Annotated in this window: 11 protein-coding genes; 4 read left to right on the forward strand and 7 right to left on the reverse strand. The window is 41.3% G+C overall.

Features of this window, described 5'->3' with window-relative positions; all coding sequences use genetic code 11:
• Positions 1-17: 17 nt before the first annotated feature.
• From fabG to UMU13_RS01545, 7 genes are all read right to left on the reverse strand, one after another.
• Positions 18-761, reverse strand: a complete 744-nt coding sequence (fabG, locus tag UMU13_RS01515) for a 3-oxoacyl-[acyl-carrier-protein] reductase (RefSeq protein WP_328216610.1) — start codon at positions 759-761, stop codon at positions 18-20.
• A complete protein-coding gene (gene fabD, locus UMU13_RS01520) occupies positions 754-1,689 on the reverse strand; it encodes an ACP S-malonyltransferase (protein ID WP_328216612.1) in 936 nt (311 codons plus the stop codon). Before fabD ends, fabG begins: the two co-directional genes overlap by 8 nt.
• 20 nt (positions 1,690-1,709) lie before the next feature.
• Complete coding sequence (locus UMU13_RS01525) at positions 1,710-2,687, reverse strand: beta-ketoacyl-ACP synthase III (RefSeq protein ID WP_328216614.1); 978 nt, start codon at positions 2,685-2,687, stop codon at positions 1,710-1,712.
• A 40-nt stretch (positions 2,688-2,727) separates the two neighbouring features.
• Positions 2,728-3,804, reverse strand: coding sequence for a phosphate acyltransferase PlsX (plsX, locus tag UMU13_RS01530; RefSeq protein WP_013885333.1), 1,077 nt, complete (start codon positions 3,802-3,804; stop codon positions 2,728-2,730).
• 6 nt (positions 3,805-3,810) lie between these two features.
• Positions 3,811-3,993, reverse strand: coding sequence for a 50S ribosomal protein L32 (gene rpmF, locus UMU13_RS01535; RefSeq protein WP_013885334.1), 183 nt, complete (start codon positions 3,991-3,993; stop codon positions 3,811-3,813).
• Positions 3,994-3,995: 2 nt separating this feature from the next.
• Positions 3,996-4,514: a YceD family protein gene (locus tag UMU13_RS01540; protein WP_328216616.1), complete on the reverse strand. Its 519-nt coding sequence runs from the start codon at positions 4,512-4,514 to the stop codon at positions 3,996-3,998.
• A gap of 215 nt (positions 4,515-4,729) precedes the next feature.
• On the reverse strand, positions 4,730-6,034 hold the full coding sequence (locus UMU13_RS01545) for a pyridoxal phosphate-dependent aminotransferase (protein WP_273264635.1): 1,305 nt from the start codon (positions 6,032-6,034) through the stop codon (positions 4,730-4,732).
• A 205-nt stretch (positions 6,035-6,239) separates the two neighbouring features.
• Here UMU13_RS01545 and UMU13_RS01550 point away from each other — a divergent pair, with 205 nt between their 5' ends.
• From UMU13_RS01550 to UMU13_RS01565, 4 genes are read left to right on the forward strand one after another with little or no spacing between them, the layout of a single operon-like run.
• Positions 6,240-6,692, forward strand: a complete 453-nt coding sequence (locus UMU13_RS01550; RefSeq protein ID WP_328216618.1) for an SRPBCC family protein — start codon at positions 6,240-6,242, stop codon at positions 6,690-6,692.
• 27 nt (positions 6,693-6,719) lie between these two features.
• A complete protein-coding gene (gene glmU, locus UMU13_RS01555; protein ID WP_328216619.1) occupies positions 6,720-8,126 on the forward strand; it encodes a bifunctional UDP-N-acetylglucosamine diphosphorylase/glucosamine-1-phosphate N-acetyltransferase GlmU in 1,407 nt (468 codons plus the stop codon).
• Positions 8,127-8,128: 2 nt separating this feature from the next.
• A complete protein-coding gene (gene glmS / locus UMU13_RS01560) occupies positions 8,129-9,958 on the forward strand; it encodes a glutamine--fructose-6-phosphate transaminase (isomerizing) (RefSeq protein ID WP_328216620.1) in 1,830 nt (609 codons plus the stop codon).
• A gap of 2 nt (positions 9,959-9,960) precedes the next feature.
• On the forward strand, positions 9,961-11,703 hold the full coding sequence (locus UMU13_RS01565; protein WP_328216622.1) for a chloride channel protein: 1,743 nt from the start codon (positions 9,961-9,963) through the stop codon (positions 11,701-11,703).
• Positions 11,704-11,983: the final 280 nt, after the last annotated feature.

Genomic DNA, 11,983 nt, shown 5'->3' on the forward strand with positions numbered 1-11,983 from the left:
TAGCTCTATAATTGCTTTTATCCTAAATACATTCCGCCGTTTACATGCAGAACCTGACCGGTTATATAGTCGGAATCCGAAGAAGCGAGGAATCTGACTGTACCGTTAATATCTTCCGGCTTTCCGAATTCTGCAAGCGGGATTTTGCTTTTCATATCCTGCTTTACATCATCTGTCAAGCTTTCAGTCATTTCTGTTTCTATAAAACCGGGTGCCACTGCGTTTACGCGAATACCTCTTGATGCCAGCTCCAAACTCAGTGATTTTGTGAGCCCCACCAGTCCGCTTTTGCTTGATACGTAATTAGCCTGCCCTACATTGCCTGTATAGGCTACGACACTGCTAATATTGATGATTTTGCCATAACGTTTTTTCATCATTGACTTTGCAGCCGCCCTGGAGCATAAGAACGCTCCTTTAAGATTAGTGGCAATGACATCATCAAATTCAGAAGTTTTCATCCTGATGAAAAGATTGTCTTTTGTTATTCCGGCGTTGTTAATCAAAATATCCACTTTGCCGAAATTATTTTCTATTTGTTTGAACATTTCTTTAACATCATCTTCTTTTGAGATGTCTGCTCCTGCGGTCATGCAGACTCCGCCCGAAGATGCGATAGATTCAGCAACTTTGTCAGCCTGTTCTTTGCTGGAGGAATAATTTATGCATACCCTGGCGCCGTGTGCCGCAAAATCTTCTGCTAAAGATTTTCCTATACCTTTGGATGAGCCGGTTACAAGGACAACTTTGTCTTTAAACATTTAAATCCTCCAATTTGCCAAGATCTTCAATGCCGGATATATTTACGCAGTTTATTTTTCTGTCTATTTTTTTCATTAAACCTGTAAGAACACTCCCTGCACCCACTTCAATAAAATTTTCCGTTCCGTCTGCAACCATATTTAAGACAAGATCTTCCCATAAAACAGGGCTGGCAATCTGTTTAACAAAGTTTTCACGGACGGTTTCCGCTTTCTTTTCTTTTTTTGCATCGACATTACTGTAAACGGGAATGTTTAAGTCGTTTATGGTTACATCTTTTAAATAGTTTTGCATATTTTCCGCCGCAGGTTTCATGAGGCTGCAATGGAAAGGTGCGCTTACGGGCAGCTTTACCGCTCTTTTTATACCGTACTCCCTGTACCTTTCAAGCGCCTTTTCAACAGCCTGGATATTACCGGCCAGGACTGTTTGTGCCGGAGAATTGAAGTTGGCAGGTTCAAGCACTGATTGGGTTTCTTTGGAAATATCTCCGCACATCCTCAGGATGTCTTCTCTTTTTGCCCCCATGACTGCCAGCATGCCTCCGGCTCCAACAGGGACGGCTTCCTGCATGAATTTACCGCGGTTATGAACAGCTTTGACAGCATCTTCGAAAGTCATTCCACCGGCAGTAACCACGGCAGTGTATTCGCCGAGGGAATGTCCGGCATAGCCAGTTATATCATGTATTTGTTCTTTTATTATTTCAAAAATTGCCAAGCTGGTTGTAAGCAGTGCAGGTTGAGCATTGTATGTTAATGTCAGTGTTTCCTCGGGACCGGTAAAAATGATATCGGTTAAAGAAAGGCCCAGAGCCGAGTCGGCTTTTTCAAAAACATCTTTAGCAGATTTATAATTGATGTAAAAATCTTTGCCCATTCCCACAAACTGGGATCCCTGACCGGGAAAAATTACACCTGTACTCATAGTAACCTATACCTCCGAAATTAAAGGGTAAAAGACATGGAGCCCCATGTCAGGCCGCCGCCGAAAGCCGCACTTACGATATTGTCCCCTTGTTTGATTCTGCCGTCTTTTACTGCAAGGTCCAAAGATGTGGGTATTGTTGCAGCGGAGGTGTTGCCGAATTTATTTAAAGTCACGATAACCCTTTCACTGCTCAGACCGATACGTTTTGCAGCTGCATCTATTATGCGGATATTTGCCTGATGAGGGATGAACCAGTCCACATCTTCAGATGAGAAGCCGCTCTTTTTTACTGCAGTAGCGGTAGCTTCCGCCATTGCCGTGACTGCAATTTTAAAAACTTCATTGCCTTTCATTTTAATCAGTTCTGATTCCAAATTGAGTTTGTCTCTTTGTGAAAAAAAATTGGATCCGAGTGCCGGCAATTTCAATAAATCAGCGTGCTTTCCGTTTGCATACATATTTATTGTTCTGATTCCGGGGTTATCAGACCTGGACATTACAACCGCGCCTGCTCCGTCGCCGAAAAGTATGCAGGTATTTCTGTCTTTCCAATCCACAAAAGATGAAAGTTTTTCAGCCCCAACAACAAGTATGTTGTCAGCCATGCGGTTTTTGATTAATGAATCGGCCACGCCTGCAGCATATATGAAGCCGGTACATGCTGCACTCACATCAAATGCAAATCCTTTCTTTATGCCGAGCATGTGCTGAAGTCTGCATGCTCCGGACGGCATCACCGTATCAGGAGTAAATGTTGCCATAATTATGCCGTCGATATCGGCGGCATTTATATTAGCGCTTTTTAATGCCTCTTTGGCTGCTTTTGCAGCCATTTCGCAGCATGTTTCATTCTCGGCAATTCTCCGCTCCTGGATTCCCGTACGCGTGACTATCCAGTCGCTTGATGTATCCACCATCTTTTCAAGGTCTTCGTTTGTTAAAATTTTATCGGGGAAAAAAGAGCCCGTACCGGATATGCATGAATAACTGTTCATGATTCACCTTTTTTTATATGTCTTATTTTTTTGCGGGGTGTTAATCTTCGGGTTTAATTTTGCGTATTCTTTCTTTGATATTGTTCCAAAATGAGTCCGATTTGTCAACTTTTAAAAGTTCGTAAGCTTCACTTATATTTTCCTGGATATCTCTGTTTACGTTTTTGGAAGCCAGTTCATAAGCGGTTTTAATCCCGTTTTTTATTGCATTGGAATTTGAGCTTCCGTGACCTATTATTACAACCCCGTTCACACCAAGCAATGGAGCGCCCCCGTATTCCGTATAATCAGAGCGTTTTTTTATTCTGGTAAATGCCCTTTTTGCTATGAGTGCTCCGATTCTTGATATTACTGTCCGTTTCAATTCCTCTTTCAAAAGCTTTGAAATATACCATGCTGCAGACTCGCTGGCTTTAAGGGCGATGTTACCGGCAAATCCGTCGGCAACAATGACATCTGCCGTTCCCTTGTAAATGTCTTTGCCTTCAACATTACCTTTAAAGTCAATGACTCTGCAGCTTTTTAAAAGATGAAAAACGGTTTTTGTAAGCTCATTGCCTTTCATCTCCTCTTCACCGATACTCAGCAGCCCCACCTGGGGTTTTTCTACGTTCATAACTATCTTTGCATAAGCCGAGCCCATTATGGCGAACTGTAAATAGTGCAGCGGTTTGCAGTCAACATTTGCACCTACATCCAGAAGAATGGAAGGATTTTTGGCTGTAGGCAGAACAGCGCCGATTGCGGGTCTGTCAACCCCTTCCAAAGTTCTGAGAATCAGCTTTGAAGCTCCCATTATGGCACCGGTGTTTCCTGCGCTGAAGAATGCTGATGCCTCACCATTTTTAACCATCTTCAGCCCGATATGAACGGAAGATTGCTTTTTTCTTCTGACTGCATTGGACGGGATATCTTCCATTGAAATGGTTTCGTCCGCATGAACGACAAAGATATTTTTATACTGCTGTTTGTAATCTTTGGGAAGCTCCTGTTCAACCAGACGTTTGTCGCCGACCAGTATAATGTCGGCATTGTAAAGTCGAGCGGCTTCAAGAGAGCCTTTTACCACTTCATGGGGAGCAAAATCGCCCCCCATTGCATCAACAACTATCCTCATAGCAGTCTAAAGTTCTTCTGCTTCGATTACCTGTTTTTTATCGTAATAACCGCAGGCAGGACATACATTGTGCGGCAGCTTAAGCTCTCCGCAGTTGTCACATTTTACACTTTGTCTTGTTTTTGCAGAGTGATGGCTTCTTCTTGAGCCTACTTTTGATTTTGACGTTTTACCCTTAGGTACACCCATTTTTACACCTCGTTTCTGTTTTTATTTTCCAGCAGTTTTTTTAAATCCGCCCATCTGTCATCTGTTTCCTGTTTACAGGAGCAGGTCTCCTCATTAAGATTGGTTCCGCAGATCGGACAGAGACCTTTACAATCTTGGCTGCACAGTCTTTTTACAGGTCTCAGCAAGACCGCTTCCTGCGAAATGATTTCTTCCATATCTATGTAGTCTTCCCTTACAAAATACAGACCCATATCTTCATCTTTAAGTTCAATCTCTTCTGCTTCTGCCTCAGCGCTGCTTTCTTTGACAATTTCTATGAGTATTTTTTCATCTATATCTTCTTTAAATTTTTTAAGGCACCTGTCGCAGCTGTCTTCGATGGTGATATTTAGATTGCCTGTTAATATAAAATTCTCATTAACAGCATATATTGTACCGTTGAAGCTGTTGATATTAAAAACGCTTTCACTCGTCTCAAAATTGTCTGAAAAATTAATTTCCAAACCTTCTTCGGGGATTTTTTCAAAGTAAATACGCATTATTTATCCTGTACATCTCCATTCATTGATAAATAGAAACAACCGTAAAACGGTTGTTAATTTTCCGGCAATATTTTATCACATATCAGCCGATACCATCGAAAAGTGCCAGATAATATAGAGAATGGGGAACGCCTTGTCAACTACCAAAAATTTTAACAGGGGTTGTATTTAACAGCTGCCGAAGATTTTTGGCTATTTGTTTATCATAGCTGCTATTTGCTGGATTCTATGTAGTTTACAATATTTTCAGCTAAATGTTTTACCGTCCATTCAAATCTTTCAACATCTTTCTCAAGCAGTGTCATACGGAAACCGGGCAGAGAGGTGAAAAATGATGTCATCGGTACTACACATATACCTGAAGAAGCAAGAAGATAATATGCGAATCGTTTGTCCATTTCGATATTGCCGCCGGTGAGTTTTTCTACATAACTTTTTATTTCCGGTATATTTATGGGCAGTGTCTGTTTGTTGTTCAACACGGCTTCATTAAATACAATTGACATGTAAAAAGCACCGTTTGTTCTGCTGGTAACTATATAAGGCACGTCTTTAAGGATATTGTATGCAATGTTTGAAAGTTTTTCATAATGTCTAACCCTGTCTTTCAGGTATTTGTCGTATTCAGGGTGCTCCAGAAGCTTGGGGATTGCCATTTGGGGGAATGTGGTGGAGCAGACTTCGGACATTTTCTGCTGCAGAATTGCGTCGACATATCTGCAGAATTTTTCATCTTTGTCAATATTATAAACTTCCATCCAGCCGCATCTGGCACCCGGCCACGGATATTCCTTGGAAATACCCTTCATGCTTATTCCCGGAACATCTCCTATAATATCAGATAGCTGAACAGTTTTATGTCCGTTGTATGTTATGTTGTGATATATTTCATCAAATATTAAAAACAGGTCGTATTCTTTTGCTATTCTGACTATCTCTTTTAATGTCTCTTCCGAATAAACGAAACCTGTCGGATTGTCAGGATTGATTACCAGTATTCCGACAATTGAGTTATGGCTTTTTACTTTTCTCTCAAGTTCGTTTATATCGGGTTTCCAGTTATTGTAAGGGTTAAGTCTGTATGTATTCGGAGGAAACGAAGCATGCAGAACTTCCGCCATGAAATGGGTGGAATAGGTTGGTTCCGGCATTATAATCCTTGCATCCACCCTTATGGAACTGTATGCCCTTGCAATTGCGTCGCCAAGACCGTTAAAGAAGATAATATCTTCAGGTGTTATCTTTATCTTTCCCCTTTTGTTCACCTTTTCGGCCAGGTATTCCCTTGTGCTTAGCACTCCTTTTGTCGGGGAGTAGGCGAAACTCAAATCGTCTTCCATAATTTCGGAAAGGATGCTTTTCATCCATTCAGGAATTTTTTCCCCTTTTACCACCGGATCACCGATATTCTCCCAAATTACATCCACGCCTCTTTTCTTCAGCTCATTTGCGACATTCACTATATTTCTTATTTCATAAGTGAGCCCGCTGCCGCTTTTTGCTATATCAAAACGCATTTTCCTCTCCGTCAAATTGTGTTGGTAATTGAATCTCAAACCATATTACAATTTTGTGTTAATTTCTATATATAATTTGCTTATAATAGCCTGTGGATGTGTTTTTTAACATATTTGTGTGTTAAATCAAGGAAATTGTTAAATATATTTATCTTTACCGGGTTGTTTGCTATAAGGTTTGTATGAATAATTAGACGGGGCATATGTGGCACTTTATCGGTTAAAGCGGATTCAGTATCTTAATTCAGATATTAAAACATGCTGGAATTTTTTCTCCGATCCGGGCAAACTTGCGGAAATTACACCGGCATGGCTTGGCTTCCGTGTTGTTTCTGATCTTCCGGGAAATATGTTTCCCGGCCTGATTATAGAGTATAAAATTACTCCCTTTGCTTTTTTTGAAACGTCCTGGGTTACTGAAATTACACACGTTTCAGAGCCTTTCTTCTTTGTTGATGAGCAGAGGCTGGGTCCTTATAAATTCTGGCATCACAAGCATTTTTTCGAAGAAAGCGGAGACGGTGTTATTATGACCGACGAGGTTCATTACAGTATGCCTTTTGGTATCATAGGTGATATTTTGAACAGGTTTGTTGTAAGGAAAAGACTTGAAAATATTTTTAATTACCGGTTTGAGACTCTTAAAAAGTTATTTTGAATAAAATACCTCTATCCTTGATTTATAATGCTTAATGTTTTAATAAATGATAAATTTGCAATGGGGGAAAAGATGAACGTTAAAGCTCTTGTTTTGGCTGCAGGAAAAGGGACAAGGATGAAATCAAAGAAACCGAAAGTTCTTTTTGATGTTGCAGGCAAACCTATGATAGATTATGTGATGGAAGCTGCTTCTGCGGTTTGCTCAGACGGGACTGTCGTTGTTCTGGGAGAGGCGGCTGAGGATATTCAGTCTCATCTGCAGGGTTATAATTCAGAGTTTGTTTTTCAAAAAGAGCAGAAAGGAACGGCGGATGCTGTTTTGGCTGCGAAGGACACCCTTAAAAATTATAACGGTAAGATTCTTATCCTCTGCGGGGATATGCCGTTGGTGAGCAGGGAGAGTTTAAAAGCTTTTATTGAAAGTTCGGATTCTCCTGTAAATTTTATGAGTGTAAAAAAGAAAAATCCCGAAGGTTACGGAAGAGTAGTCAGAGGAGCAGACGGATCTGTAATCAGAATAGTTGAAGAAAAGGATGCAAACTTAAATGAAAAGAAGTTGAAGGAAATTAATACAGGTATATATCTCGCCGAGTCAAAGGAACTCTTCAGGAGACTGGAATATATTAACAATAATAACGCACAGGAGGAATACTACCTGACCGATATTGTCAAAGATGGTGCCGGTATTTTTGTTGCTGAAGCAGAAGAGGAATTTCTCGGGATAAACGACAGAGCTGCGCTGGCAGAAGCTTCAAAATTAATCTGGCGTAAGCGTGCTTGTGAATATATGAAAAACGGCGTCAGTATAATAGATCCGGACAGCTTTTACTGCGATAATTCGGTTGAGATTGAAAACGATGTTACGATACATCCAAATGTAACCCTAAAAGGTGAAACCAAAATTGGAGAAGGCAGTGTTGTTTATCCGGGATGCAGGATAGCCGACAGTGTGGTGGAAGATTATTGTGAAATAAAAGATAATTGTGTTATAACAGAATCTTTTGTGGGCAGAGAATCTTCAGTGGGGCCTATGGCACATTTGAGACCGGGAAGCAAACTGTACGGGAAAAATAAAATCGGCAATTTTGTGGAAGTGAAAAAAACGGAAATACATGAAAACTCAAAAGCCAGCCACCTGACTTATCTGGGTGATGCATATATAGGGAAAGATGTGAATATTGGATGCGGCACAATTACATGTAATTATGACGGTATCAGTAAACATAAAACTATTATTAACGACGGTGTTTTTGTGGGAAGTGATGTTCAGTTTGTTGCCCCTGTGGAAATAGGTAAAAATGCTTTGATTGCAGCGGGCTCGACTGTTACAAAAGATGTCCCTGATGAATCACTCGCCATTTCCCGGAGTGAGCAGGTTAATAAAGAAGGCTGGGTGAGAAAACGCAAACAAATTTATTCAAGGGAGAAATAGATATGTGCGGTATTGTGGCTTATATAGGTGAAAAGAATGCTTACGATATCCTTTTGGAAGGGCTTGAGAGGCTTGAGTACAGAGGTTATGACTCCGCCGGGCTGGCGCTGCTTGATAAATCCGAAAATATCATAAAAACGGTAAGAAGTGTTGGTAAACTGAAGAATCTTAGAGAAAAAACCAGCAGCACTGATTTTAACAGCAAAGCAGGTATCGGTCACACCCGGTGGGCAACGCACGGGAAACCGACATCCTACAACGCCCATCCCCATGTTTCCAAAGGCCTTGCTTTGGTTCACAACGGTATTATTGAAAATTACCTTCAGCTGAAAAAAGAGCTGACTGATAAGGGGTATGTTTTTCAGTCTGAAACGGACTCGGAAGTTATCGCTCACCTGATACACAGTTATCTGAACGGCGATATTCTTGAGGCGGTAAGGAAAGCTACAAACAAGCTGAACGGAGCATTCTCCGTTGCAGTGATATCAGAAGATAACCCGGACAGGATTATAGCAGCCAGAAATGACAGCCCTCTTGTTTTGGGGGCAGGAGAGGGTGAGAATTTTGCAGCAAGTGATATTCCCGCTGTTTTGAGTCACACGAGGAATTTTATTTTTATGGAAGATGGTGATATTGCAGTTTTGCGGAAAGACTCCATAGAGATTTATGATAAAAATCACAAAAAAGTTGAAAGGGATAAAAAATATATTGACTGGAATCCGGTCATGGCTGAAAAAGCCGGATTCAGGCATTTTATGCAGAAAGAGATTTATGAGCAGCCCAGGGCAGTTACAGATACTCTGAGGGGTAAGTATTCTCTTGAAGAGTCGTTAATCAGACTGCCTGAACTGGATGAGATAAGCGGAGCACTGAAGAATGCAAGCAGAATTCACATTGTCGCCTGCGGAACAAGCTGGCACGCGGGTCTTGTGGGCAAATTCCTTCTTGAAAAATTTGCCGGTGTACCTGTGGAGGTGGATATAGCATCCGAGTACAGATACAGGGATACAATTCTGGATGAAAATGTGATTTTCCTTGCCATTACCCAGTCCGGAGAAACAGCCGATACACTGGCAGCCATGAGGATGGCAAAGAAAAAAGGGTGCAGTACTTTGGCTATTTGCAATGTTCTGGGCTCTTCAGTATCCAGGGAAGCAGACGGCGTGATATATACCCATGCCGGACCTGAGATCGGTGTTGCCTCAACAAAAGCGTTTACAACACAGATAACCTGCCTGTATATGCTTGGCATTTATTTAGGTCAGATCAGAAATACGATGAGCGATAAATCAAGAAGTGAATATATACACAGCCTTCTCGGTGTCCCCGAGCAAATGGAGTATGTGTTGAATAAAGATAGTGAAATTGAAAATATTGCAAAGGATTTTAAAGATTATAAAGATTTTCTTTTTTTAGGAAGGCACCTTAATTATCCTGTTGCACTCGAAGGGGCTCTTAAACTTAAAGAAATATCATACATACATGCAGAGGGCTATCCTGCCGGCGAAATGAAGCACGGTCCTATTGCACTTATAGATGAAAATATGCCTGTTTTTACTTTGGCAACCAAATCCCGGGTGTATGATAAGATTGTTTCTAATATCGAAGAGGTAAAGGCTCGTGACGGTATCGTTATTGCAACTGTTACGGAAAATGATACCCATCTTGCGGACAAATGTGACGCTGTTATCAGTATTCCCGGAACATCCGAAGAGGTCAGTGTCTTTTTAAATACAGTTGTTACACAATTCTTCGCCTATCATTGTGCCCGCTTACTGGGTAATGATGTTGATCAGCCGAGAAATTTGGCAAAAAGCGTGACAGTGGAGTGATAATGATACAAAAAGCCAAAGGGTGGTTGAACAGCTTTTTTGGCGAACACGAAGATATGTATATGGCCGGTGTTGCTGTACTTATCGGTGTAGCTGCCGGTTACGGTAACATTATTTTCAGGTATTTAATAGGTATTGTTCAGGATTTTTTCTACGGGACAAAAGAGGAGTTTCTTTTAGAAACGCTCATTCACACCCCTATATATAAGATTGTTCTTATTCCGGCTGTGGGCGGATTGATAGTTGGTATGGCCGGCCTAATTTTTAAATCTGCAAAGGGGCACGGTGTGCCGGATGTTATAAAGGCAATAGCCCTCAATTTAAAAATCAGTCCTTTTGTAGCTGTTGTGAAAAGTTTCACTTCTGCGATTACACTTGGCACCGGAGGTTCCGCAGGAAGAGAGGGACCCATTATACATATAGGTTCGGCACTGGGCTCCGGTGTGGGAAAAATATTCGGTTTTTCCACCAGAAGGATGAAAACGGCTGTTGCTTGCGGAGCGGCAGGCGGACTGGCGGCAACCTTTAATGCACCTATCGGCGGGGCGATGTTTGCAGCGGAAGTGTTGCTTGGCGAATTCGGTATCAGAACATTCAGTCCGATTATCATTTCTTCCGTTATTGCAACTGTCGTTTCAAGGGGACACCTGGGCAATGTGGTAACTTTTGAAGCGCCGGAATATCATCTGAGACATTTTATGGAGCTGCCCCTTTATATGGTGTTGGGTTTTGCCTGTGCCGTAGTCGGTGTTTTTTTTATACGTTTTTTTTACAAAACCGAAGAAACCTTTGACAATCTGAGCATACCTTCTTTTCTAAAGCCTGCTTTGGGCGGGCTGCTGCTCGGCATACTGGCCATATACTCACGTGAAATTATGGGTGTCGGTTACGACACAATAAACCAAATTCTTGCTTCGAATCAGGTGGGACTTTTTCTCTTAGTTATTGTGTTTCTTAAAATCCTTGCAACATCTCTGACTCTGGGATCCGGTGGATCCGGTGGTTTGTTTGTCCCTGCACTTTTTATAGGAACTGCAACAGGCGGAGCTTTGGGGGGGATTTTTAATGCTGCCTTTCCCGGTATTACGTCTTCCAGCGGTGCCTATGCTTTGGTGGCAATGAGCGCTATGCTCGGTGCAACCATAAAAGCCCCTTTAACTGCTATACTTATAATTTTTGAGATTACCCAGAGTTATGAAATCATTTTGCCGTTAATGTTTGCAACGATTATTGCAAATGTTGCTGCCAACTGGCTGGAGAAAGAATCTATTTTTTCCTGGATTCTTGCCAAGGAAGGTATCAATATCAGAAAGGGCACTGAAGAAAGAGTACTATCCGAAATAAGAGTTGAAGATGTAATGCTCAGGGATATTGTTACTTTTAAAGAAAGCTCCAATTTCAAAGAGATCACCGAGGGTATAAAGAAAGCCGATCATATTTATTATCCGGTGTTAAACGATAAAGGATATCTGACAGGCATTATGTCGTTAGATAATATAAAAAATGTGATGTTTGAAAAGGGGCTGGAGGAAATTGTTGTGGCAGGTGAGATTTGCACAAAAGATGACCTGATATACGTTTACCCTGAGGACAGTCTTGCCACAGCTCTAAAAAAGCTGGGAATTAAAGATCTGGGGGCACTGCCCGTTGTGGAAAATATAAACGGCAATTTTAAGGTAGAAGGATTGCTGAGAAGAAGTGATATAATTTTAGCCTATAATAAAGCTCTTGCAACGAGTGTTTAATGAGATTCGCAGAAATTAATAATTCAAGTTTCGCACTTAGGTCGGTCATTGCGAAACCCTGTGGAAACAGGGTTGTGGCAATCTCAAAATAATAAAAAAAGAGAGATTGCTTCGTCGTTAGCACTCCTCGCAAAGACTTACAATAGGTGCAAGTGCGAAACTTGAATTAATAATATATAAAAGGGGAGATCCCTCGACTCCACTTCGTTTCGCTCGGGATGACAATGTTGCGATAAAGCGATATATTGTGTCATTTCGGACGAAGTGAGAAATCTCTAAG

Source organism: Flexistipes sp. (genome assembly GCF_036172515.1).
Taxonomy (GTDB): Bacteria; Chrysiogenota; Deferribacteres; order Deferribacterales; family Flexistipitaceae; genus Flexistipes.

What these genes read in the sequence shown, in the direction of transcription:
- glmS (WP_328216620.1), top strand. Translation starts at nt 8,129, where the DNA reads ATGTGCGGTATTGTGGCTTATATAGGTGAAAAGAATGCTTACGATATC.
- UMU13_RS01525 (WP_328216614.1), bottom strand. Translation starts at nt 2,687, where the DNA reads ATGAACAGTTATTCATGCATATCCGGTACGGGCTCTTTTTTCCCCGAT.
- rpmF (WP_013885334.1), bottom strand. Translation starts at nt 3,993, where the DNA reads ATGGGTGTACCTAAGGGTAAAACGTCAAAATCAAAAGTAGGCTCAAGA.
- UMU13_RS01545 (WP_273264635.1), bottom strand. Translation starts at nt 6,034, where the DNA reads ATGCGTTTTGATATAGCAAAAAGCGGCAGCGGGCTCACTTATGAAATA.
- plsX (WP_013885333.1), bottom strand. Translation starts at nt 3,804, where the DNA reads ATGAGGATAGTTGTTGATGCAATGGGGGGCGATTTTGCTCCCCATGAA.
- fabD (WP_328216612.1), bottom strand. Translation starts at nt 1,689, where the DNA reads ATGAGTACAGGTGTAATTTTTCCCGGTCAGGGATCCCAGTTTGTGGGA.
- glmU (WP_328216619.1), top strand. Translation starts at nt 6,720, where the DNA reads ATGCTTAATGTTTTAATAAATGATAAATTTGCAATGGGGGAAAAGATG.
- UMU13_RS01565 (WP_328216622.1), top strand. Translation starts at nt 9,961, where the DNA reads ATGATACAAAAAGCCAAAGGGTGGTTGAACAGCTTTTTTGGCGAACAC.
- UMU13_RS01540 (WP_328216616.1), bottom strand. Translation starts at nt 4,514, where the DNA reads ATGCGTATTTACTTTGAAAAAATCCCCGAAGAAGGTTTGGAAATTAAT.
- fabG (WP_328216610.1), bottom strand. Translation starts at nt 761, where the DNA reads ATGTTTAAAGACAAAGTTGTCCTTGTAACCGGCTCATCCAAAGGTATA.